Origin of the sequence: Streptomyces sp. CB02366, assembly GCF_001905905.1 — a bacterium.
In the GTDB taxonomy this organism is placed as follows: Bacteria; Actinomycetota; Actinomycetes; order Streptomycetales; family Streptomycetaceae; genus Streptomyces.
The window spans coordinates 337,826-360,948 of record NZ_LIVT01000006.1; the positions used below are offsets into that span (position 1 = coordinate 337,826).

Genomic DNA, 23,123 nt, shown 5'->3' on the forward strand with positions numbered 1-23,123 from the left:
CGATGGAATCACCGCCCCACCCGCCCACCGAGTCCCCGGTCTTCCGACCCGCCTCCGAGCTGCGCGACCTGATCCGCGACAAGGAACTGTCCGCCCTGGAGGTCACCGAAGCGGTCCTCGGCCGCCTGGAGGAGGTGAACCCCCGGCTGAACGCCGTGACCGCCGTACGGGCGGAGGGCGCCCTCATGGACGCCCGTGCCGCGGACGCCCTGCCGCCGGAGGAGCGGGGCCCGCTGCACGGGATCCCGTTCACCGTCAAGGACGCCCACGAGTCGGCCCACCTGCCGACCGCCTACGGGTCGCGGCCCTTCACCGGCTACCGGCCCGGCTTCGACAGCGAGGTGGTCGCCCGGCTGCGGCGGGCGGGCGGCATCCTCGTCGGCACCACCAACATGCCGGAGTTCGGGCTGCGGATCACGACGGACAACCGGGCCTTCCCGCCCACCCGCAACCCGTGGAACACCGACCACAGCCCGGCGGGCTCCAGCGGCGGCGCGGCCGCCGCCGTGGCCGCCGGCATCGGCCCGCTCGCCCTGGCCGCCGACGGGGCCGGCTCCGTGCGGGCCCCCGCGTCCGCCTGCGGCGTCGTGGGGCTCAAACCCACCCGCGGCCGGATCCCGTGGGCGCCCGCCTCCCAGGAGCAGTGGGCGGGTTACGTCAGCAACGGCCCCATGGCCCGGACGGTCGGCGACACGGCTCTGATGCTCGACGTGATGGCGGGCCCCTCCGTCGGGGAGCCGTACGGGCTGCCCGCGCGCTCCACCCCCTTCCTCGCCCCCGGGGCGCGGCCCCCGGGGCGGTTGCGCGTGGCCCACACGTGCACACCGCCGCACGGCACGGTCGTACCCGCCGTACGGGAGGTGTTCGAGCGGGCGGTGTCGGCCTTCGGCGAGCTGGACGTCGAGCTGGTCGAGGACGCTCCCGACCTCGGTGGGCTCCTGGACCCGCTGCTGACGGTCATCGCCGCGAACGTGGCCACCATGGTCCGCGGCATACCGCCCGGGGAGCTGGCCGAGCTGGAGTCGACGAGCCTCGACACCGCCCTGCGCGGCGAACGGCTCGGCGCGGTCGACTACTGCGCCGCACTGGCGGCCGCCCAGCGGCGGGCGGCCGAGGTGCTGGGCTTCTGGACCCGGTACGACGTCCTGCTCACCCCCACGCTCACCGTGCTCCCGCCGGTCCTCGGGGCGGTTCCCGAGGGCACGGCGTTCGAGGAGCGGTGGCGCGAGTACGCCGACTGGCTGGCCTTCACCTACCCCTTCAACATCACCGGCCAGCCGGCGCTCTCGGTGCCCGCCGGGACGGCCGCGGGGGAGCTGCCGGTCGGCGTCCAGCTCGTCGGCGCCCCCGGGGCCGAGGACAGGCTGCTAGAGCTGGCCGCCGCATTCGAGAGCGCCCGGCCGTGGGCGCACGCGCGGCCCCGGCTCGGGTGACTCCTCGGAGGGGTCGCTCCAGCCGGTCTCCCGCAGCAGGGCGATGCGGGAGTTGACCCCGGTCTTCTGGAACAGCTTCTTGAGGTGGTAGTTGACGGTGTGGGGCGAGATCCCCAGCCGCCGGGCCATCTGCTTGTTGGTCAGCCCTTCGGCGACCAGCTGCACGATCCGGCTCTCCTGGTCGTTGAGGTCCGGCGGCCCGGCCGGCGCCGCCGGCCGGGCCGCCGGACGCGGGACCTGCCGGGAGTCGGCCGCCTGGCGGCGCAGCGCCTGCCTCAGCGGGACCGGCACCGAGTCGACGACGAGCCGCCACAGCAGCTCGTTGGGGAAGCGGACCTGGGTGCTGCCGACCGCCAGCATGCCGGTGCTGATCAGCCGGTCCAGGGCGAGCAGCAGGGCGGAGGGCGGCACCTGGAGGATCGGCAGCAGGTCGTCGACCGTGCTCTCCCTGCCGAGGACGGCAGCCACCCGCAGCAGCTGGCGGCACTCGTCCGGGAAGTCCAGGAGCAGGGACTGCAGGAGCACCCGCAGCCGGCGCGGGATGCGGTCCTCGACCAGCTGCGCCTCGTGGGCCCCCACCCGGAGCGACTGCTCCTCGCGCATCCCCTCCACCAGCTCCACCAGCAGTTTCGGATGCCCACCCGCGCCCAGCAGGATGCGGGCGAGTGGCGCGGAGGGCGCGACCCCCAGCAGGTCGGCGGCGACCTGGAGGGCGGCAGGCGGGCGCAGTGCGCCGAGGCGGATCCGCTCGTGGTGCCCGGCGGGACAGCCGGCCAGCGGGTCGGCGCCCCGGCGGCCCGCCACCAGCCGGACCAGCGCCCGGTCGCCGTACGAGGCGTGCCGCCGGGCGAACAGGGTCTCGCCCGGATCCTCCGCCGGGAAGTGCGGGTCGTCCAGAACGATCAGCCGGGGGCCGGCCCCCGGGCCGGGAAGCCCGGGCCGGGGGCCCGTCACATAGCCGAGCTGCCGTGCCAGGGCCGCGCACTCGTCGAGGAACCGGGTCCGGCCGGAGCCGGGCGGCCCCTCGACCGTCACGAGGGCGCAGCCGCCGTCGGCGCCGAACTCCAGGGCCTGCCGCGCGCGGGCCATCTCCTCCTCGCGCCCGCGCAGCGGCAGGCGCGGCGGGGCGGGGGAGAGGGGGGCGACCCGCGTGGCGGGCGGCGACGCCAGCTGCCAAGCGGTGGTTCCGGTCATCGGGCGGCGTCCTTTCCGGCGTGCTTCACGGGCCGCAGCGCGGGCGGGACCGGCTCGGGGTCGAGCGGGAAACGGCTCAGCAGGGGACCGGTCATCAGGGTGGTGAGCAGGGCCATCACGACCATCGCGGTGAACAGCCGGCTGTCGAGCGCGCCCAGGCTCAACCCCACGTTGAGGACGACGAGTTCGGTCAGCCCGCGGGCGTTGAGCAGGATGCCCAGCACGGTGGCCTCACGGCCGCCGGAGCCGGAGAGCCGGGCGGCGCCCATGGCGCCGAGGAACTTGCCCGCGCACGCCACCGCGACGGTCGCGACGACCATGACGAGCCCTTGAGCGCCGAGCCCGGCGAGGTCCACCGACAGCCCGGTGACGGTGAAGAACACCGGGAGCAGCAGCAGGCTCGTCTGGTCGATGCGTTCCGGCACCTCGGGGGCGGTCGCGTCGATGTGGCGGCGGGGCGCGACGGCCCCGAACAGGAAGGCGCCGAACACCGCGTGCAGGCCGATCTCTTCGGTGATCCACGCGCTGGCCAGCAGCCCGGAGCAGAGCACGACGTGGACGGTCGGCGTGTTGCCGGCCCAGGACCGCTGCGGGGCCAGCAGCCAGGCCAGGGCCGGCCGCACCAGGAGGATCAGCACGAGGCCGAAGGCCAGGGCGCCCCCGATGGTCCGGCCGAGCGACCACAGGCCGCTGACGCTGACGACGGTGACGACGGCGGCCAGCACGGTCCAGGCGATCACGTCCTGGATGGCGGCGCTGACCAGGGCCACCGCGCCCACCCGGTGTTTCTGCAGGCCCCGTTCGATGATGATCCTGGCGAGCACGGGGAAGGCCGTGATGGACATCGCGGCGCCGAGGAACAGCGCGGGGCCGAGCATCCCGTCCGTCTTCAGCTGCGACGTGTCGAGCCAGGGGTAGAGCAGGACGGCGAGCGCGGCGCCCATGGCGAACGGCAGCGCCACCGAGCTGAACGACACCAGGGCGATGTGCCGTCCGACGCCCTTCACGTGCGACAGGCTCAGTTGGTAGCCGACCCCGAACATGAAGAGCACCAGGCCCAGTTGGGCCAGGACGTCCAGATAGGGGCGGGCCGCCGGGGGGAACAGGAGTCCGGGCGGATCGCCGGGCAGGAGCCCGAGCAGACTCGGCCCCAGGGCTATTCCGGCGACGATCTCGCCCATCACCGCGGGCTGGCGGACCCGTTTGGCCGCGGTGGAGAACAGGAACGCGGCGATCAGCACCAGGGCCACGCCCACCAGGACGATCCCGGTGACGCCCGCGCCCTCTCCCGCGCTGAGGGCCGGACCGTGCGGGGCCGGACCGTGCGTCGACATGCTTGGCCTCTTCCTTCTCGAAAAAAGGGGAGCGGATGACGGTCAGAGACCCCGCGCCAGCGTCCTGCGGTCGACCTTGCCGCTGGAGGTGAGCGGCAGCGCGGGCAGGGGACGGACCGACGAGGGGATCATGTGGTCGGGCAGCCGTGCGGACAGACTGCGCCGGACCGCGGAGGCCACCACCTCGGCGCCGCGTGCCGGGACGCAGAACGCCACCAGTTGCTTGACGCCGCCGGGCCCCTCCCGCACGACCACCGCCGCGTCGGCGACCTCCGGCAGGGCCCGCAGGTGCGCCTCGACCTCTCCGGTCTCCACCCGGTGGCCCCGGATCTTCACCTGGTCGTCCAGTCGACCGAGGAACTGCAGGGCGCCGTCCGGCCGGAGTTCGACGAGGTCGCCCGTGCGGTAGATCCGCCCGCCGCCGGCCAGGCCGGGTACGGTCCGGAACCGCGCGGCGGTCGCCTCGGGCATCCCCAGGTAGCCCTCGGCGAGGACCGGGCCGCCGATGCACAGCTCTCCCGGTGTGCCGGGCTGCCGCGGGCGCAGCCGCTCGTCGAGGACGTACGCCTCGACGTGGGCGATGGGCCGGCCGATGCTGGGCTGGTCGGGCCACTCGTCCGGGTCGCCGCGGAGTTCGAGCGAGGTCACCACATGGGTCTCGGAGGGCCCGTACTGGTTGACCAGCACCGCCCCGTCCAGGCGCCGGAACAGGGCACGCACGGCGGGTGTCACCTGGAGCTGTTCGCCGGCGGTGACGACCTCGCGGAGGGAGGCGGGCCACACACCGACCGAGTCGGCGTGCGCGGCGATCGACTGGAGCGCCACGAACGGCAGGAACATGCGCCGCACCGAGGCGCTGTTCAGCAGGTCGATCAGGGCCTGCCAGCTCCGGCGGGTCGAGTCGTCGGCCACCACCAGGGCCCCGCCGGACGCCCAGGTGCTGAACATCTCCTGGAAGGAGACGTCGAAGCTGAGCGCGGAGAACTGGAGGGTACGGTCGCCGACGCCGCAGGCGGAGTGCGCGCACTGCCAGTCGATCAGGTTGGCGAGCGGACCGTGGGGCATGGCCACGCCCTTGGGCGTCCCGCTGGACCCGGACGTGTAGATGACGTACGCGAGGGTGTCCGGGCCGATCTCCGGCACCGTGGGCGGGGGCGCGTCCTCGACGGAGGACAGGGCGTCCTCCAGGAGGAGTGCACGGGTGCCGTCCGGCAGCGGGATGCGGTCCACGAGCCCCTTCTCGGTCAGCAGGACCCGCGTACCGCTGTCGCGCACCATGGCCGCGAGCCGCTCGTCGGGATAGGCGGGGTCGAGCGGCACGTAGGCGCAGCCGGCCTTGAGAACGCCGAGGACCGCGACGGCGATGGAGAAGCCCCGCTCGAAGAACACCCCGACGGGCTCCCCGGTGACTCCATCCCCTAGCAGCGCGTGGGCGAGCCGGTCCGCGTCGCGCCCCAGCTCCTCGTAACCGAGGGACCGCTCGCCCCACAGCACGGCGGGGCGGTCGGGGTGGGATCTGCGCCGTGCCTCGAACAGTTCGTGGGCGGGAGGGGGGTTGCCGTTGGAACTCACTGCCTCGTTCATTGGGGGCTCCCAGGCCGGATCAGGTTCGGGACTGCGCCGGTTCGCTCATGACCGAGGCGATCGCCGCCGCGAGCGGTTCGGCCCCGGCTTCCTCCAGGTAGAGGTGGCCGCCGGGAAACGTGAGGGTGGTGAGGGGCTGGACGCTGCGCCACTGCCACGGGTCGGTGTGCTCGTCGCCGAAGGCGTCCTGCTCTCCGCGGCAGACGACGATGCGGCTCTCGGTCACGGTCCCGGCCATGGTGCGGATGAAGGAGTCGCAGACGTCGAAGTCGCACCGCAGCAGGGCTACGGCGCGGTCGGCGATGTGGGGGTGGCCGAGCAGCCGTTCGTCCAGGGCCTCGAACCGGGCGGCGCAGGCCAGCACCTCCTCGTCGGACGCGGCGGCGACGCCGTCGGGGAACATCGGGGAGCCGAGCTGCGGCGCCCGGTTGGCGGAGGCGAAGAGGGTCTGGCAGCGCGGTCCGCCGCGCCGCTCCAGGGCCGCGGCCACGCCGAGCCCGAGGTAGGCGCCCATGCTGTGGCCGAAGATGGACAGTTCCTCGTCGGGTCGCACCTCCGCGGTGAGCAGGTCGACCAGATCCCGGACAGCCTCCTCCGCGGTGTGCGGGGCGGGCTCCCGCCAGCGGCGGCCCCGGCCGGGCAGCTCGGCCACCACGGGCCGGATGTCGTCGGGCAGCAGATGGAGCAGTCGGCGGAACACGGCCGCCGAGCCTCCGGCGTGATGGAACAGGGCGAGCACGGTCATCGGTGCGCCTTCCTGAAGGGTGGGGGGCGGAGCAGCGGGACCGGAAGGGACGCGGGGGCCCCGGGGGTCCGGGCCGGGCGCGCGGGCGCGGCGGCCGGCCGGTGCGGGGGCCGCGGTGGTGGGGCGGTGCGCCGCCATGTCACCGCCGCCCCCGCACCGGGGCGGGGCCGCGGTGCGACGGGGCGGTGGACCGCCGTGCCGCCGCGCCCCTTCCGGGCGTCGCCGGTCACGTGCCGCGGGACCGGCCTGCGGGCCGGGCTCCCACGGCCCGTGCGGCCGGCCCGCCGGCACGGTCCCGGGGCGTCAGCCGCTGTACGCCTCCCGGAAGTCCCACGGGCTGAACCTGCGGCCGCGGCGGTTCTGGTCGGTGATCCTGTTGTGGCCGTACTCGTCCTTGCCGGCGACGAGCACGGAGGCGAAGTTGTCCAGCGGGATGGTGCCGCCGTACTCGGACACGTCGCCGAGGTCCGGGTAGACCTCGACCTGGGTCGGCACGTACCGGGTCGCGAACCCCATGCGGTAGTCCTTCTTGCTGCCGGTGTGCGGGAGCGAACCGTGCATCAGGGTCGACCAGAAGATCACGCACTCGCCGGGCTGCATGACGAGGGAGAACGCCTTGGACTCGTCGGGGCGCCAGTCGGGGTCCTTCTGGAGGTCGCGGTAGTCGTATCCGAAGAAGCCGCGCCGGACGTTGTCCTTCTCCCGCTTGTTGATCGTGTCCGGGTTGTAGGACATGCCGAGGGACTCGTCGTAGTTCATCACCCGGTGCGTGCCCGGCATGAGCTGGAGGCAGCCGTTCTCACGGGTCGAATGGGTGAACGCCGTCCAGGCGGTGATCGTGCCGCCGAACGCGGGCGCGTTGTTCTCCGCGGGCCACCGGATCTGGGGGCGGCCGCTGGAGTGGGCGAACGTCGACGCCTGGTGCCAGTCGGTGCCCTCGTCGCCCTGGTACTTCGGGAAGAACTCGGTGCGCCAGCACAGCAGGTCCGGGCCGAGGATGGAGGCCACCCGCTCCACGATCGCCTGCTGCATGATGTGCTCGCTGAGCAGATCTATGTCGAGGTGCCGGTCGTAGTTGGAGAGGTTGGTCACCGCGCCCAGCGCGTCTTCCGGGTAGATCGCCCGCGACCGGTCCGGAATGGCTCGGCGTATCTGGTTCCAGCGCTTCTCCATCTCCTCGGGTTCATACACCTTGATGGGGCCGATGAAGCCCTGCTCCTCGAACGTGGCGAGTTCTTCGGGGCTCAGTCGGAAATCAGCGGTGCGGTCATTCACGGCTACTCCAGTCTCTGGTCCGAATACTGGGTGAACGAATTACCTGGCAGGCTGTCCGGCCATCCGCCCGTGCAGTTCTGCGATCGCGCTGCCGAGCGACTCCTCGAACAGGACCTTCATGTCCAGTTCGTGTCCGAAGCGCTGTTGGACGAGTGTGTTGAGGTTCATGGCGATGAGCGAGTGACCGCCGAGATCCAGGAAGTTGTCCTCGGGGGACACGTCCGGATTCTCGACGGCCTCGCCCACCCAGTCGACGAGCAGCTTCTGAAGTTCGTGCACGCCCTCAGGAATGGAAACGGGCATGGCCGCCAGACTCCTCTCGTAGGGTCTCGTACGTGCCTCCGGCCATCGTTGGAATCATGTGCGAGCCGGAGCGTCTCCGTACGCTTTGCACAGGGCCAGGGAAATGTGCTTGGCTTGCTGCGCGCCTCACTCTATGGCCGCCCGGACGAGCGCGGTAATGCCGGATGCTTGGGGGGTATGCCCCGCGAACATATGCCAGGAAAATTCGCCACGAACACGGTGCTGATTTCTGCCGGACGAGAGCCCCGCCCCCTCGGCCCGGAGCGCCGGAACGGCTGAACACCCGGTCGGTCGTGACCGAACCGGACCGGTCTTCCGCCGACGTACCGAGGTCCACGGCGCCCCGCCGGGAAAACGGGTGACCACTCCGCCGGGGCGTCCGGCGCCACGAACAGCGGGACGCGGCCCGGCGCCGGGTGCGCCGCCGTCCGGGCTGGTGTGGCCGTGCCAGGCGGTGACCTGCGGCCGTGCGGACGTGCACGTGTCCCCTGGAGCGGGCCCGAGGCTACGATGAATGACTGCCCTGGACCGGTGGGCGGTGGGCTGGAGGGAGACGGGTGGGAGAGCAGGGGCGTGCCCGGCGTGGTCAGGGTGAGCTGGAGGCTCAGGTGCTCGGTGCGTTGCGCGCGGCGGAGGCTCCCGTGGACACGGCCTGGGTGCAGGAGCGGGTCGGCGGCGGTCTCGCGTACACGACCGTGATCACGATTCTGACGCGGCTGCTGGCCAAGGGGGCGGTGACCCGGGAGAAGGCGGGGCGGGCCTTCGTGTGGTCACCGGTGGCGGACGAGGCGGGTCTGGCGGCGTTGCGGATGCGACGGCTGTTGGATCGGGAGAGGGACCGTGAGGCGGTGCTGGCGAGCTTCGTGACGTCACTGCCTCCGGGGGACGAGCGACTGCTGCGGGAGTTGCTGGAGCGTGCTGCGGAGCCGGAGGGCTGACGCGGCCATGGGGGTTTTCGTCTTCCTGCCGCTGGTGCTGCCGTTGACGGCGTGGCCGATGGCACGGCTGGCCGAGCAGCGTCTGCATCCGCGGACCGCCACACCTCTGCTGTCGGTGGTCGCGGGGGTGCTGGCCGTGTGCAGCACGGTCTGTCTGGTGCTGCTGATGGTGGTGGGGACCGCGCAACTGCCCGGCAATCCGCTGCCCGATGGCTGGTCGGACGAGGAGGTGCGGGAGGCGGTCCCGTACGACGAGGTCGCCGGCCTGCTGGCCATCCCCGCCCTCGGGGCGGTGGTGGCGGCGTGCTGCCGCACGGTGTGGGTGCATCTGCGGGTGCGGCGCCAGGCGGAAAGGGCGGTGGCCGGTCTGCCGACGTCGGTGGTGGTGCTACCGGACACCGGTCCGTACGCCTACGCGCTTCCGGCTCGGCGCGGTGGGAAGGGCCGGGTGGTGGTGTCGACGGCGATGCTCTCGTGTCTGGAGGCGGCGGAGCGGCGGGCGCTGTTCGCGCACGAGCGTGCCCACCTCGCGGGCCGGCACCACCGGTTTCTCCTCGCTGTGCAGCTGGCGGCCCGGGCGAATCCGTTCCTTGGGCCGTTGCGTACGGCGGTGGCCTTCACGGCGGAGCGGTGGGCGGATGAGGAGGCGGCCGGCGCGATCGGCAGCAGGCGGGCGACGGCGAGGGCGATCGGCAAGGCGGCGCTGGTCTCCCAGGGCGCTCCGGCGGTGACGCTGGCCCATTTCGCGCAGGCGGGCCCGGTGCCCCGGCGGGTGAGGGCGCTGCTGGGGCCGGCCCCGGCGGTACGCAGGTGGCCTTCGGCGTTCACCGCGGTGGGGCCGGCGGCGTGGACGGCCGCGGCGGGCACCGCTCTTTCGGCGTTGTCGTCGGCGAACGCGACGGTGACGCTGTTCTTCGTGCTGAAGGCCGCCACGCCGCTGTAGGCGATGGGGGTGTGCCTCGGCCGCCCGGCGGGATGGCGGGCGGCCGAGGCGGGAGGCGGCGCCTGCCTACAGGTCGAACTCGTGGGGCGGCAGGTCGAGGGTGAAGCACGCCTCACGGACCACGGCTTGTTCGGACTTGTCGAAATCGCCGTCGGCGCCACCGATGACGATGCCGATCTGGATGACGGCGCGGGCCTCGGCGGGCTTCTTCCTGGCCTTGGCGATCTCCTGCAGGACGCCGACCTTGCCGAAGGCGAAGTCGGCCGTCAGCTTGGCCAGGTTGTCCTCGAAGCGTCGGCGCAGGTCGTCGGCGTCGAAGTTGTTCAGCACCTCGTTGGTGGCGATCAGCTGCGCCACGCGCTGACGCTCGGCAGGGTCGATGGCGCCGTCGGCTGCCGCGACGAGCGCGCACATCGCCATGGAGGCGTCCCGGAACGCGCCGGATGTGAGGTCGTTCTTCTTCGCCGTCAGCTGGGTCTGCATCGTCGATGCGGATTCCCGGATGCGGTCCCACAGGGCCACAAGAGCTCCTTCGTCGTGCGGCGCCCGGTCCGGGCGCCTGCGTCATGGGTGGGGGTCAGGCTTCTTCGTCACCCTCGTCGTCGCCTTCGAAGAAGTCGCCGACCTCGTCGACGACCTCGGCGGCGACGAGGCCGCCGGCCACGCCGACGGCGAGCCCGGCCGCGCCCGCGGCGATGGCGGTGCCCATGCCGGGCCCGGAGCGGTGACCGCCCTGGCCGTCGTGGTGGCTGTGGGCGTAGTGGGCGTCTGCGTGCCCGTAGGGGGCGGGGACGCTGTGGTGGCCGTGGCCGGCGACCATCTGACGGATCCAGGCGTCGAGGACCGTATTCCAGTCACGCTGGTCTGCGCCGTCGTGGCTGACGACGTGCCGGTTGACGACGTCGTGACTGGAAGAGAAGAACCCGCCGGGCTTGTCGGCCTCCAGGACGACCTCCATGCCGCCGGGGCCGGCCAGGAAGGTGACCTCCAGCTCCCGCATGGCGTGCCCGTACTGCGGGGCGGGGGTGAGTTCGATCTCCTGGTAGAACGGCAACTGCTGGCCGGTACCGCGGATGTGCCCGTATTCGAGGTCGGCGGACTTGAAGCCGAAGCCGAGCTGACCGAGGGCTTCGAGGACCGCCTCCTGCACCGGCAGCGGGGCGACGGTGAGCGGATCGAGGTCGCCCTTGTCCCTCGCCCCCGCCACCGCGAGCTCGGTACGCACCCCGAGCACGATGCCCAGCGCCTGTCCGTACAGCTCCGTGATCGGCGTCTCCCACGGCAGCGCCACCGTGAACGGCACACTGCGCTGCTCGCCGGCAGTCAGGCGGAAGCCGCCGGCGACGGTGAACCGGCCGAACGCGGCCACCCCCTCGGCCTCTCCGCCGTCGTGCTCGGCCTCCACCCGGGCCACCAGCTCCAGGGTGATCTGCTCGATGTCGAAGTCGGCGCTGCCGCCCTTCAGATGCACCTGGCCCGTCAGACCGCCGCCGGGCCGCACCGCGCCCGGCTCGAGAACCGTGTCCACCGTGGGGCCGCCCACGCCGAGCGAGCCGAGCAACTTCTTGAACACCATCGCGGCGTTCACTCCTTCATGTACGGGATCTGCCGACGCGGTGCCGCGGGACCTCTGCTCAAGGGCGCCGACGGCACCGCGCGGCCGGAGGATGGTGACTACTTCGCCTCGTCCAGCGCGGCCAGCGCCTGAGCCCAGCGGACGTACTTCAGTTCGGCGAGCTCGGCGACGGTGGTGATGCCGAACGCCTCCTTCAAAAGCTCGCCGTCACGGTCGGACACCCCCTTCAGGGCCGCGACCGGAGCGGCGAGAATCTCGTTCAGCGGCTTGTCCGCCCACGCCTTGTCCAGCACCTTGTCCAGATCGATCGAAGCCACGTATGCCCTCCCAGGCCAACAGCGAGTCAAACCAGCGGTGCGCGGCCGCACGGCCACGCAGCCGCCGCCCGAAAGCGACGGCTGCATGGGGGCGCCCAGGGGTGGCCGGGCACAATCCGACCGCCCCCTCATGTTTTCTACACGACTGTAGAAGTATAGAGCCGGGCCGGCGGGGCAAGGGGCACTTCGGGGTTGCGGGGGGTTAAAAGTCCGGAAACGCACCGTGACCGGCTGCCCCCGGGCCACTTTGCCGTTTCCTCCCTCACCGCGGGCGGGCGCGCTGATCCCGAGCGTGCCGCCGAGGCCGGTGAGCGCGGTGCCGACAGCGTCCTGAGGGCGGGCGGCTGGCCTCCCGCCTTCTGGGATCGTTGGCACGAGCAGGGAGGGGAGGGCCCCGGCCGGTGCACGCGCTGACGAGAACACCACCACCACTGGAGGAGGAACATGCCCGTCGGGCCGGTCATCAGCGGAAAGCAGACGTGCCTTGTCCCCACGTCCGAGGCCGACCTGGACCTGCTCGCGCGTTGGTTCGCCGACCCCGAATTCGTGGAGCACTGGGGCGGGCTGCCGATGCCGCGTGAGGAAGTCGCCGCCAAGTACGTAGGCCGGCGCCGCCCGCGGGTCGAGTCCTTCCTGATACACGCTCAGGGGGCACCCGTCGGCTACGCGCAGTACTGGCATGCCGGCGCCGATGAGGGCGGAATCGACATGGTCCTGGCCGTCGGGGCACGAGGCCGAGGACTGGGGCCGGACGCGGCCCGCGCACTGATCGCCCACCTGTGCACCACGCTCGGGTGGCGACGGGTGACGGTCGACCCCTCGGCGACGAACGTGCGGGCCGTGCACGCCTGGGAGAAGGCCGGTTTCCGGCGCATGGCAGGCGAGGGGGAAACCCTGTCGATGGAGTACCGCCCCGCACCCTGACCGACCCTCGACCGTCATGGAGCCTTCGCGTGGAAGTCTCCGGGCAAGGGCTGGGGGCGTGGCGAGGTGGAGGGCGCCGGGCCGTTGGAGCGGCAGGGCCGCTGCGGGCCGCAGCCCTGGAGCGGGTGGGTGAAAGGCCCTTTCATCGGCTTCCCCGAGTTTTGGTTACCGTTCACTCGAAATGTTGACGTTGTCAACTGAGGGTGTGAAGTATTTTCAGTGGCCCGTTGAAGTGTGCGCTCCGTCGCGATCACTTTCGGTCGGTAGGTGGTCGCGATCATTCTTCGTGCGGTCAAGAGTGAGGGATGCTGCTGGCGCGCGCGTGCGCACGGGGGAGTTTCCTGTTCCGTTTTCACCGCTGTCGTGCGCCTCGGCGGCGGTTGGTGCTGGGCTAGCTTCCTGGAAGGCACGGACTTCCTGGAAGGAGCGGAAAGAGCCTCCGAGTCGAGTGGCGGCGTCGGAGCCCCCCCCCGCGTTCCGGATCGATGACGCACCAAGGAGTAAGAAATTGATTCAGCGCGTTCGCCGGGGAATCATGTGATTCATTCCGGGAGACCCCGAGGCCGGAATTCCGCTCTCCGCTCTTGTGTGAACTTTTACCGGCAGGCCCTTTCGGGCGACGCTCCGCCTCGGCTCGCTGCCGCGGACGGGTCTCGTCGCGGCGACGGCCGTACGCACCGAACCGCTCCACCCGCAGGCGCCGATGACGTTCTCGGCGGCGGCCCGGCGCGACCGCAGTGCCATCGCGTACCTCAAGGTCCGGCGCCGAAGCCGACGCACCCGCGCTGACCGGGCGCCGGCCCCGCCGGAGACGGGTGGACCGCACCCCCACCGCCCCGTCCGCGCCCCGGGGACGTGCGGCCCTGGGCTGCGGCGTGCTGAACAGCCGCCCTCGGGGTGCGGCCCCGGCTACCTCACGAGTGGGAAGGTGAGCGACGTGCCGACGCGCTCGGCGAACGTCCTGGTGAGCAGGGCCGAAAGCGCCGTCAGAACCGCCGTGCGGGCGTCGGACGCCCCGGCAGGGCGAGGGCTCCGATCCGCGCTCGTCTACGACGCGTTCTGCTGTGACCGCCGGCCCGTCTATCTGGCCTTCGGTACGGCCGCGGCGGGCTGCTCCCGTCTCGGCGCGGACATAACCGGTGACGCACTGCGCGACCTCGCCTCCCGGTGGGACGCCGCACTCCGTACCGCGGCCCCTGCCGCCGTGGCCTGGGAGTTGCTCTCGGCCAAGTCCGTTCCGCATCACACGCCATCCGTACGGCGACTGAGCCGTGTTCTCGGTCCGCGCGAGGTTGACGCCCTGCTGCTGCGCTACCGCCTCGGTCTCTCCGCTCCTGACGCCGCCCATGCCATGGGGCTGGACAGGCCCGGATTTGAATTGCTCCGGACGCGTGCGCTGCGAGGGATCGCCCGGAGGCCCCTTTGGTGAATATGCCGGTGACGAATGCGCTGCCGGGTGCGGGGGAGTGCGCCGGAGCGTCGGCGTCCGGGAGCCTGACTGATTCGCGTCAGGATGTTTCGCCCGTTCGGGGATACGGGTAGCCCCCGTGCCAACGGCCCTCCTAACATGGGCGATCCGTCTTCGGGGTCCGTGGCGTCTCGCGGGAGACGTGTACGCCCGAAACCGTGAGGAGCGACTCATCGTCGACATCAGCAAGCCCAGTGTCGCCAGAATGTACGACCACCTTTTAGGCGGCACCGACAATTACCAAGTAGACCGCGACGCCTGTGATGAACTACTCCGCATGGCGCCGAGTACCCGAAGCCTGGCCTTGGCCAACCGGGCTTTCCTGGTCCGCTCGGTCAAGTACCTGGCCCGCGAATTCGGCGTGAGACATTTCCTCGACCACGGATCAGGGCTGCCGACACGTCCGAATGTCCACCAGGTGGCGCAGGAAGTCAATCCCGACAGTCACGTCGTCTATGTCGACAACGACCCCATGGTCATCGCGCACGGACGGACGATGCTCGCCGAGGACCCCAGGACGACCGCCGTTCTCGACGCCGACTTCCGCGACACCGAGAAGATCTTCTCCAGCCCCGAAGTCCGGCGCCTCACACGTGAAAACCTCCCCGTAGCCGCTCTCTTCGTTTCCGTACTCCATTGCATTCCCGACAGCGACGACCCCTGGTCCCTCGTCGCCGCGGTCGCTGAGCGTCTCCCGTCCGGCAGCTACATGGTGATCTCGCAGCTCGCCAGTCCGGACGCCGAACTGCGCGCCGAGATCACCGACTTCATGCACGGCATCACCGACGGACGCTGGGGCGAAGTCCGGCCGCCGGACGAGGTCGACCGCTTCTTCGACGGCCTTGAGCTCGTCGGGACATCGACGCCGGTCGAGGTGTCCCGGTGGCTGCCCGACAGCGACCTCGCCCCCCGGCAGAAGACCGACGAATGGATCGAGTACGGCGCGGTCGCCCGTATCCGCTGACCTACGCCTCGGGCTCCATGGCCAGCCGGTCGATGTACGTCTGGAGCAGCTCCAGCGTCTCCTCCTTCGCCAGGGCCCGCTCCCACCAGTCGTCCATCGACGCCTGATAGGTCTCCACCTCGGCGGGATCGACGAGGAACTCCCCGCCCCGGTTCTTGTTCTCCAGGTAGACGGCCTTCCCGGTCTCGCTCTCATGAGGTTTGAAGAGGGTCATCGCCGGATGGAGCGGCGAGCCCTGCCTCATCGCGCTTCCGGGGAGAACGTGGATATGGATGTTCGGCCTGTTCTCCACCAGGTTGAACAGGTGGCGCAGCTGCTCCCGCATCACCTTGGCCCCGCCCAGCTCCTTGTTGAGCACCGACTCCGCGAGGACGACGTGAACGATGGGGGCGTCCTCCTGGTCGAGGAGGCGCTGGCGCATCAGACGCATCTCCAGCCGCCGGTCGATCAGTTCCAGATTCCGCCGCCGTACCTCGGAGTCGTGCTGCGCACGGGAGTAGTCCGTCATCAGAGCCCGTGCGTAGCCGGCAGTCTGGAGAACGCCGGGGACGTTGATCTCCTGGAAGACCCGGATCACCTTGGAGGTCGCCTCCATGGCGAGCACGGTGGCGAGCAACTCGCCCACCACGTCGGAGTAGTTCGACCACCACTGCTGTCCCTGGGACTGCCGCATCAGGGTCGCGGCCTCGTCTATGACGTCCTGCGGAGCCTTGTAGAAGGTGAGCAGGGCGAAGACGCGATCCTCGTTGAGCTGCTCGCCCAGCGCCCGTTCCATCCGGCTCAGGGTGGCCGGCGACCCGAGGCCCGGCACGTCGGCGACGTCCGTGAGGTTCAGCCGTCGCTGGGCACGCAGATGCCGCAGCAGGGCTCCTACGAGCCGTGCTGCGGCCTGCGGGGTCGAAGGCGGCCCCTGCTCCTGCTGGCCCACCAGAGCCAGAATCCGACCGGACATGTTGAACTCCTCGCGCGTTGACGGCAGTTTGCCGCCACGCGTTCAGAATGAACAAGCCGCCACACCAGGTGCAAGCGTTGGCCGCCGCTTTTCAGACAGTCAGTTCGGCGAGATCTCCTGTGGCCGACCCCTCGACGAAGGCGATCATGGTGCCGCGGCCGAATACCAAAGCGGGGCCGTCCGGCGCCTTGGAGTCCCGGACCGCGACCTGGTTTTCAGCGGGCTCGCATACTTCGACGCAGTTGATCGCGTCGTCGCTCCACGAGGACTTCCTCCATTGCGCTCCGGGAATCGAACTCGCGGTCATCCCGGTGTAGAGATCCTGCATGTGTCATCGCTCCTTCCCTGCCTGAGCTGCACTGATGCCCGCGTGCCGCCCAAGACGCACCTGACGATCCGACGGTTTCGCAGGGTGGTGAAAATTTCACGACCCCTTGAGAGCACGTGAAATCCTAGGCCCTTCAGCGCGTTGGTGGAGTCCCCCGAAAGAGCGGTATCGGTGAGACGGAAAGCATTAATATGCTTAATTCGCCGTTCGGGATCGATGCCGCCTCTCTGTCGCCGAGGTTGGCTGGACTTGCCCTGTGGAGAACAGAGAGGGAAGCGGTCGGTCGACCGGGCAAGAAATTCAGCATTCAATAGATCCGACGCGTGCGGGGAAGCCGGCCCTCCCGCTTCCGATACGGGCACGGGTAATCGCGATCATGAAGTGTCCCTTTGCCGCCACCGCCACCGCCACCGCCACGGACGCGGCATCCGCCCCCTGCTGATTCGGACAGTCCTTGGGCAGGAGTGGTGCAGGCTCGGCCTTGGGGTGGGGCCCGCGCCCGGGCCCCCGCGCCCGCTACGACGCCGCGGACAGTTCTGTGTGCAGGCGCGGCGGTCTGTGTACCCGCCGCCGCGATGGGTCCCCGCACCGAGCCGGGCTTCGTGGCTGATGGGCCGCGGCCGGCAGCCGCCCCCGCTCACAGCCCGCACGAGCGGACCCACCGGCAGCCGTGGCCGGCGGAGGTCCGCCGGCCACGGCTGCCGCGTGTGCGCCTCCGGGGCGAGGAGAGCCGGCCCGCCCCCGCCCGCCGGGTCAGGTTCCGAGGGCGTGCCCGGTCGTGGAGTCCACGTGCTCCGGGATCTCGTCGTGGCGATCGCCCACGGACGGCGTCCCGGTGGGCTCGAACAGGAGGATCGCGGTGGGGGACGGAGCGTACGGCTTGTGCTCCGTGCCCCGGGGAACGGTGAAGACCGCCCCCCGGGGCAGCAGGACCGTGCGCTCACCGTCGGGCTCGCGCAAGGAGATGTGCAGCTCGCCGTCGAGTACCAGGAAGAACTCGTCGGTGTCGTCGTGGACGTGCCAGAGATGTTCGCCCTCGACCTTCGCGACGCGGACGTCGTAGTCGTTGACGCGCGTGACGATGCGGGGACTCCACAGGGCGTCGAAGGAGGCCAGAGCCTGGCTGAGGGAGAGGGGTTCGCTACTCACGGGCTCATCCTGCGCTGTTCGACAGGGCCGCCGTGAGTGCTAGGAATCGCACATGACGAAAGAATCCTCGCAGGCGGTTCCCGCGGCGGACGTGCACCGGGTCGTCGTGATCGTGGACGAGAACTCCAACCCCTTCGAGCTCGGCTGCGCGACCGAGGTCTTCGGTCTGCGCAGACCGGAGATCGGCCGTGATCTCTACGACTTCGGACTCTGCTCCCCCGAGCCCCGCACCCTCATGAGGGACGGATTCTTCACGCTCACGGGAGTCGCCGGGCTGGAAGCGGCCGACACGGCGGACACCTTGATCGTCCCCAACCGCCCGGACGTCGAGGCGCCCCGCCGCCCCGCTGTACTCGACGCCGTCCGGCGGGCGCACGCACGCGGTGCGCGGCTGGTCGGCTTCTGCAGCGGCGCCTTCACCCTGGCCGAGGCCGGAGTCCTCGACGGGCGCCGGGCCACCGCGCACTGGCAGTGGGCGGATTCCTTCCGGGCCCGCTTCCCCTCCGTCCGCTTCGCCTCGGACGTGCTGTTCGTGGACGACGGCGACATCCTCACCGCGGCGGGCAGCGCGGCCGCGCTCGACCTCGGGCTGCATGTGGTCCGCCGCGACCACGGCGCGGAGATCGCCAACTCGGTGAGCCGGCGCCTGGTCTTCGCCGCGCACCGGGACGGCGGGCAGCGGCAGTTCGTGGAGCGGCCCATGCCCGACCTGCCCGACGAGTCCCTGGCGCCCGTCCTGGCCTGGGCCCAGGAACGGTTGGACTCGCCGCTCACCGTCCCGGACCTCGCGGCCCGTGCGGCGGTCAGTCCGGCGACGTTGCACCGCCGCTTCCGGGCGCAACTGGGCACGACGCCGTTGACGTGGCTCACGGGGGAACGCGTCGCTCTGGCGTGCCGGCTGATCGAGCGGGGCGAGTCCCGGTTCGAGGTGGTCGCGCGACGCAGCGGGCTGGGCACCGCCGCCCGTCTGCGCGCCCTGATGCGTCGCGAGACCGGCATCACCCCGTCGGCGTACAGGAGCCGGTTCGGCCCGGGGGCGGGCTGACGGCACGTGTCCCCGGGCGGCGAACCGGCGTTTCGAGGCAGACGTGCCCCGGCCCGGTGGGACCGTCCTCGCCGGGCGCCCCGACCACGACTGTGCGCACGGCGGCAGACTCGCGGGCCGGGCGCGGGCAGCGGGGGCGTGCCGGGACGGCGGCCCGCACCGGGCGAGGGCGTACCTGTGCGAAAGCCGGGTTCACCGACTCGTCAGGATCTGCGGGGACAGGTTCTTGACCATGGTGGTGGTCCAGCGCATCTGCCGCAGCGTCCGGGGGTGGCAGGACGTCGCCAGGTCCAGCAGACGTGTGTCCTTCGCCGCCCGCGCCGCCTGGGCGAGCATCTCCCAGTACAGGGAGTTGCCCGCCGCGCCGAGATGGAGTCCCCGCAGGTCTTCGAGCAGGAGGAGACCTGGCGGGGGCCGATGGTCCGGGATCGCGGCGGACTCCTCGCGGAACGTCGGCGCCGGACCGGCGGTGGGCCGGTGCGCGGGACCGTCCAGGTCCAGGCCGTAGTGCCCGGCTGCCGCCGCCAGGCGGACGCAGTGCTCGTTCGACCAGGCGACCAGGTCCTTCGCGACGTGGTGGACCTCGTGTTCGGCGCTGTGGCGTTCCGCGACGGCGGCCAGTTCCCCGGCCAGCCGCCGCTCCCCGTCGTGCAGCGCCCGCAGGACGAGGGCGATCGCGTTCACCGCGAGGCTCCGTCGGTACCGTCCCCGTGGGTGTCGGTCGTCTCCCGGACCCGTGCCGGGGGGCCGCCCCGGGTGGGGCGGATCCCGCCCGTGCGCAAGGGCGCCGACGCGGTGGTCGTGGGGGCCGGAGCGGAGCGCCCCGCGCCCTTCTCGACGAGGGCGAGCGCGGCGGCGGCCGTCTTGAACAGCGGCTGCTTGGACGCCGGATCCCAGGCGGTGACGGTCGTCTCGTTCGCCGCGCGCGGCGGGGTTCCGTCGCCCGGACCCGAACCGGAGGCCGTGTCCCAGTAGCCGTAGTGGAAGGGGACGAACAGCAGGCCGGGCCGGATACCGGTGATCCTCAGACGCCCGCGCAGAGCGCCCCGGGGGCTGGTGACTTCCACGAGGTCGCCCTCCTCCAGTCCACGGGCTGCCGCGTCCGGGGAAGAGATCTCCACCCATACGTCGGGCGCCGCCGCGTTCAGCTGAGGGACCCGGCCCGTCTTGGTACGGGTGTGGAAGTGGTAGAGGGTGCGCCCGGTGGTGAGCTGGAACGGGTGGTCGCCGTCCGGCGCTTCCTGCGGGGGAACGTACTCGGCGGCCTTCAGCATCGCCTTGCCTCCCGGGTTGAGGGACCGGTACTCGACGGCTGTGGCGGAGGCGCCGGTGAGGAGGTCCTTGCCGTAGCTCTCGCACACGTTTGGGTCCGCCCAGGTGATTCCCCGGGTGTACAGGCGGTGGGTTCCCTCCGGCGCCTGCTCGGTGCACGGCCACTGGATTCCGCTGCCCCCGCGGAGCCTTTCGTAGGTGAGACCGGTGTAGTCGCAGGGGCGGCCGGCGCTGCAGCGCTTCCACGCCTCGAAGGCGGACTCAGGGTCGTGCCAGGTGATCAGCGGCGCACCGTCCTTGTCGGTGAAGCCCATGCGCCGGGCGTAGTCGAGGAAGATGTCCAGGTCCGGCCGTGCCTCGCCCGGCGGTTCCACCGCCTTGTCGGACAGGTGCACGGTGCGGTCCGCGTTCGTGAAGGCGCCGGTCTTCTCGCCCCACGTCGCCGCCGGCAGGACCACGTCCGCCAGCTGGGCGGTCTCCGTCGGGAACAGGTCCTGGACCACGACGAACAGCCGCTCCTGGGACAGGATGGAGCGGATGCGCGACAGCTCGGGCAGGGATACGGCAGGGTTGGTGCCGCTGATCCACAGCATGCGGATCGAGCCCTGCTCCGCGTAGCGGAACATCTGCATGGCGTGGGTGGGCGGGGCGTAGTGCGGGATCGTCGCGGGTTCGACGTTCCAGACCCGGGCGAGGTCGGCCACGTGCTCGTCGTTCTGCCAGTTCCGGAATCCGGGAAGGTCGCCGTTGGCGCCGCATTCGCGGGTGTTCTGCGCCGTGGGCTGCCCGTTCATCTGCAGTACGCCGGCGCCCGGCCGTCCCAGCATGCCGCGCAGGAGGTGCAGGTTGTTGATCTGCACGGCGGCGGCGGTGGCCTGGTGGGACTGGTAGACCCCCTGCAGGACGGTGGAAAGGAGCCTGTCGGCCGTGCCGAGCACCTCGGCCGCTTCCCCGATCCGCGCCGCCGGAACGTCGCAGATGCGCGACGCCCACGCGGGGGTGCACTCCTGGACCGTCTTCGCCAGTTCGTCGAATCCGACGGTGTGGGCGTCGACGTAGGCCTGGTCGACGCGGCCGCCGCGGATGATCTCGTGCAGGATCGCGTTGAGCAGGGCCACGTTCGTCCCGACCCGCGGAGCCAGGTGCACGGCAGCCGCCCGCGCGACCTGCGTGGGCCGCGGATCCACGCATACCAGGCGGGGCGGGTCGCCCCCGTCGAGCCGGTCGAGGACGCGCATCCACTGCACGGGCTGGGTCTCGGCGAGGTTGTGGCCGAACAGCGCGATCACATCGGCGTGGTCGATGTCGTCGTACGTACCGGGCTGGCCGTCGCAGCCGAAGGACTCCTTGAGCGCCTCGGCCGCCGTCGAGGTGCACAGACGCGTGTTCCCGTCGAGGTGGTTCGTGCCGATACCGGCCCGGGCCGCGACCGCCAGCGTGTAGTACTCCTCCAGGAACAGCTGGCCGGAGGTGTAGAACCCGATCGATCCGGGCCCCCGTTCCCGGAGCAGGTCACGGGAGCGAGCGGCCACCAGGCCCATCGCGGTGTCCCAGTCCGTCGGGACCAGCTTCCCGTCACGGCGGACGAGCGGTTGGGTCAGGCGGTCCGGTGAGGCGTTGGCCTGCCAGCCGAACACGTCCTTCGGCCCCAGCCGGCCGCGATTGACCCGGTCCGCCTTCCGGCCGCGCACCCCGACCATCCGGCCGTCCTTGACCGCGATGTCCATGGCGTCACCGTCGGAATGCAGGATCGAAGCGGTCTGGACCCACCGCTCCACGTCCTCGGTCTCCACGCCTTCCGACAGGTGGGCGTCCACCCGCGCGGGCCACGCCCGGCCGCGGGCGTACGGGGTACGGCCGCCCCACGGCCGCGCGATCCGGTCGACCCACGTCTCCATACGCACCTCCCGGACGGCGCCCGCCGGCGCCCGTTTCCTCGACCGGCCATCAGTACCCGCCACGGGCGTTCCCTAACGGGGAGGCGTCGCCCCGCGTACGTCCACGCATGGGCCCGCCGTCATCGGGCACGCGGCCGAACACACACCACCGTCCCCCTGCGAAAGGACCCCCGCATGCCCGAGGACCACCGTCAGAACATCTTCGTCATCGGCCTCGACGAGGCCAACCTGCCCACCTTGCGCGCCGTTCCGGACGCGGACGCCTACCGCTTCCACGGGCTGCTCACCCCGGAGGAGCTCCAGGAGGGCGAGGTCTCCGTGAACGACCTCCTCGACCGGGCCCGCAAGGTGCTCGACGCGCACGAGGGGAGCATCGACGCCATCGTGGGCTACTGGGACTTCCCCGTCAGCACCATGGTCCCGATCCTCGGCAAGGAGTACGGCACCCGCACCACGAGCCTGGAGTCCGTGGTGAAGTGCGAGCACAAGTACTGGAGCCGGCTGGAGCAGCGCAAGGCGGTCGACGCGTATCCGCGCTTCGGCCGCGTCGACCTCGACACCGACGACCCGCGGCCGCCCGAGGGCGTCTCCTTCCCGATGTGGCTCAAGCCCGCCCTCGCCTACTCGTCCGAGCTGGCCTTCGGTGTGAAGGACGAGAGCGAGTTCCGTGCCGCGGTGAAGGAGATCCGGAGCGGGATCGGACGGGTCGGGCGGCCCTTCGAGACCGTGCTCGACATGCTGGAACTGCCCGAGGAGATGGACGGCGTCGGCGGCGAGGTCTGCCTCGCGGAAGAGGCGATGACCGGAATCCAGGTGGCCGTCGAGGGCTACGTCCACGAGGGCCGGCCCACCGTCTACGGAGTGCTGGACTCGATCAACTACCCCGACTCGTCCTGCTTCCTGCGCCACCAGTACCCCAGCACCCTGCCGCCCGACGTCATCCGCACCCTGCACGACGTCAGCGAGCGCACGATGCGCCAGATCGGCTTCGACACGGCCACCTTCAGCATCGAGTACTTCTACGACCCCAAGACCCGTGACGTCAGCCTGCTGGAGATCAACCCCCGCCACTCCCAATCCCACGCGGAGCTGTTCCAGTACGTCGACGGCGTCCCCAACCACCACCGGATGATCGCGCTGGCGCTCGGCCGCGACCCGGCCCTGCCCGGCGGCAGGGGCGACTACGCCATGGCGGCCAAGTGGTACTACCGCTGGTTCACCGACGGCAAGGTGCACGAGATACCCGGCCCGGAGCGGATCGCCGAGATCGAGAAGGAGATCCCCGGCGTCCGCATCGACGTCGTTCCCGAGGAGGGGCAGAAGCTCTCCACCGTCTCGCAGCAGGACAGCTACAGCTACGAGGTCGCGCACATCTTCACCGGCGGGAACGATGAGGAGGACCTGCGCCGCAAGTTCGACCGCGCAGTGGCGGCCCTGGGCCTCTCCTTCGACTGACCGGCGCGAACCACGGCGACCACGGG

At 71.3% G+C, this 23,123-nt stretch carries 21 protein-coding genes; 7 read left to right on the plus strand and 14 right to left on the minus strand.

Annotated features, from left to right (window positions below; genetic code table 11):
• Positions 1-2: 2 nt before the first annotated feature.
• A complete protein-coding gene (locus AMK24_RS20500) occupies positions 3-1,433 on the plus strand; it encodes an amidase (protein ID WP_073770250.1) in 1,431 nt (476 codons plus the stop codon).
• Here AMK24_RS20500 and AMK24_RS20505 read toward each other — a convergent pair.
• The 6 genes from AMK24_RS20505 to AMK24_RS20530 all read right to left on the minus strand — a co-directional run bounded on the left by AMK24_RS20505 (position 1,368) and on the right by AMK24_RS20530 (position 7,868).
• Positions 1,368-2,627 (minus strand): helix-turn-helix transcriptional regulator, encoded by a 1,260-nt coding sequence (locus AMK24_RS20505; RefSeq protein ID WP_073770251.1) that lies wholly within the window; start codon positions 2,625-2,627, stop codon positions 1,368-1,370. The two genes, AMK24_RS20500 and AMK24_RS20505, sit on opposite strands and share 66 nt — an antisense overlap.
• Positions 2,624-3,961, minus strand: coding sequence for a cation:proton antiporter (locus tag AMK24_RS20510; RefSeq protein WP_073770252.1), 1,338 nt, complete (start codon positions 3,959-3,961; stop codon positions 2,624-2,626). The genes AMK24_RS20505 and AMK24_RS20510 overlap by 4 nt, the downstream gene beginning before the upstream one ends.
• A 42-nt stretch (positions 3,962-4,003) precedes the next feature.
• On the minus strand, positions 4,004-5,545 hold the full coding sequence (locus AMK24_RS20515; RefSeq protein ID WP_079190561.1) for an amino acid adenylation domain-containing protein: 1,542 nt from the start codon (positions 5,543-5,545) through the stop codon (positions 4,004-4,006).
• A 19-nt stretch (positions 5,546-5,564) separates the two neighbouring features.
• Positions 5,565-6,290 (minus strand): thioesterase II family protein, encoded by a 726-nt coding sequence (locus AMK24_RS20520; protein WP_073770254.1) that lies wholly within the window; start codon positions 6,288-6,290, stop codon positions 5,565-5,567.
• A gap of 303 nt (positions 6,291-6,593) precedes the next feature.
• Entirely contained in the window at positions 6,594-7,565 is a 972-nt protein-coding gene (locus AMK24_RS20525; protein WP_073770255.1) for a chlorinating enzyme, read from the minus strand.
• A 39-nt stretch (positions 7,566-7,604) separates the two neighbouring features.
• On the minus strand, positions 7,605-7,868 hold the full coding sequence (locus AMK24_RS20530; protein WP_073770256.1) for an acyl carrier protein: 264 nt from the start codon (positions 7,866-7,868) through the stop codon (positions 7,605-7,607).
• A gap of 557 nt (positions 7,869-8,425) precedes the next feature.
• Between AMK24_RS20530 and AMK24_RS20535 the strand changes: the two genes are divergently transcribed.
• Together AMK24_RS20535 and AMK24_RS20540 are read left to right on the plus strand one after the other, a co-directional pair.
• Positions 8,426-8,806: a BlaI/MecI/CopY family transcriptional regulator gene (locus tag AMK24_RS20535; protein WP_073770257.1), complete on the plus strand. Its 381-nt coding sequence runs from the start codon at positions 8,426-8,428 to the stop codon at positions 8,804-8,806.
• 7 nt (positions 8,807-8,813) lie between these two features.
• Positions 8,814-9,749 carry a M56 family metallopeptidase gene (locus tag AMK24_RS20540; protein WP_073770343.1) on the plus strand — a complete coding sequence of 312 codons (936 nt, stop codon included), beginning with the start codon at positions 8,814-8,816 and terminating at the stop codon, positions 9,747-9,749.
• Positions 9,750-9,815: 66 nt separating this feature from the next.
• Here AMK24_RS20540 and AMK24_RS20545 read toward each other — a convergent pair whose 3' ends face one another.
• The 3 genes from AMK24_RS20545 to AMK24_RS20555 all read right to left on the minus strand — a co-directional run bounded on the left by AMK24_RS20545 (position 9,816) and on the right by AMK24_RS20555 (position 11,642).
• Positions 9,816-10,271, minus strand: coding sequence for a tellurite resistance TerB family protein (locus AMK24_RS20545; protein ID WP_073770258.1), 456 nt, complete (start codon positions 10,269-10,271; stop codon positions 9,816-9,818).
• Positions 10,272-10,326: 55 nt separating this feature from the next.
• On the minus strand, positions 10,327-11,325 hold the full coding sequence (locus AMK24_RS20550; RefSeq protein ID WP_073770259.1) for a sporulation protein: 999 nt from the start codon (positions 11,323-11,325) through the stop codon (positions 10,327-10,329).
• Between the two features lie 98 nt (positions 11,326-11,423).
• Positions 11,424-11,642, minus strand: a complete 219-nt coding sequence (locus AMK24_RS20555; RefSeq protein ID WP_073770260.1) for a hypothetical protein — start codon at positions 11,640-11,642, stop codon at positions 11,424-11,426.
• Positions 11,643-12,086: 444 nt separating this feature from the next.
• Between AMK24_RS20555 and AMK24_RS20560 the strand changes: the two genes are divergently transcribed.
• Together AMK24_RS20560 and AMK24_RS20570 are read left to right on the plus strand one after the other, a co-directional pair.
• Positions 12,087-12,566, plus strand: a complete 480-nt coding sequence (locus AMK24_RS20560) for a GNAT family N-acetyltransferase (protein ID WP_073770261.1) — start codon at positions 12,087-12,089, stop codon at positions 12,564-12,566.
• Between the two features lie 1,610 nt (positions 12,567-14,176).
• Positions 14,177-14,998, plus strand: a complete 822-nt coding sequence (locus tag AMK24_RS20570; protein ID WP_073770263.1) for an SAM-dependent methyltransferase — start codon at positions 14,177-14,179, stop codon at positions 14,996-14,998.
• A gap of 1 nt (position 14,999) precedes the next feature.
• Here the strand turns inward: AMK24_RS20570 and AMK24_RS20575 are convergent, their stop codons facing one another.
• The 3 genes from AMK24_RS20575 to AMK24_RS20585 all read right to left on the minus strand — a co-directional run bounded on the left by AMK24_RS20575 (position 15,000) and on the right by AMK24_RS20585 (position 17,427).
• The gene (locus AMK24_RS20575; protein WP_073770264.1) at positions 15,000-15,950 is read right to left on the minus strand and encodes a helix-turn-helix domain-containing protein; all 951 of its coding nucleotides are present in this window, start codon (positions 15,948-15,950) and stop codon (positions 15,000-15,002) included.
• A gap of 91 nt (positions 15,951-16,041) precedes the next feature.
• Entirely contained in the window at positions 16,042-16,278 is a 237-nt protein-coding gene (locus AMK24_RS20580; RefSeq protein WP_073770265.1) for a DUF397 domain-containing protein, read from the minus strand.
• Positions 16,279-17,031: 753 nt separating this feature from the next.
• Positions 17,032-17,427, minus strand: a complete 396-nt coding sequence (locus AMK24_RS20585; RefSeq protein WP_073770266.1) for a cupin domain-containing protein — start codon at positions 17,425-17,427, stop codon at positions 17,032-17,034.
• A 52-nt stretch (positions 17,428-17,479) separates the two neighbouring features.
• Here AMK24_RS20585 and AMK24_RS20590 point away from each other — a divergent pair, with 52 nt between their 5' ends.
• Positions 17,480-18,472, plus strand: a complete 993-nt coding sequence (locus AMK24_RS20590; protein ID WP_073770267.1) for a GlxA family transcriptional regulator — start codon at positions 17,480-17,482, stop codon at positions 18,470-18,472.
• Between the two features lie 192 nt (positions 18,473-18,664).
• Here the strand turns inward: AMK24_RS20590 and AMK24_RS20595 are convergent, their stop codons facing one another.
• Together AMK24_RS20595 and AMK24_RS20600 are read right to left on the minus strand one after the other, a co-directional pair.
• Positions 18,665-19,156 carry a hypothetical protein gene (locus tag AMK24_RS20595; RefSeq protein ID WP_073770268.1) on the minus strand — a complete coding sequence of 164 codons (492 nt, stop codon included), beginning with the start codon at positions 19,154-19,156 and terminating at the stop codon, positions 18,665-18,667.
• A complete protein-coding gene (locus AMK24_RS20600; RefSeq protein WP_073770269.1) occupies positions 19,153-21,642 on the minus strand; it encodes a molybdopterin oxidoreductase family protein in 2,490 nt (829 codons plus the stop codon). The genes AMK24_RS20595 and AMK24_RS20600 overlap by 4 nt, the downstream gene beginning before the upstream one ends.
• 174 nt (positions 21,643-21,816) lie before the next feature.
• Between AMK24_RS20600 and AMK24_RS20605 the strand changes: the two genes are divergently transcribed.
• Entirely contained in the window at positions 21,817-23,097 is a 1,281-nt protein-coding gene (locus AMK24_RS20605; RefSeq protein ID WP_073770270.1) for an ATP-grasp domain-containing protein, read from the plus strand.
• Positions 23,098-23,123: the final 26 nt, after the last annotated feature.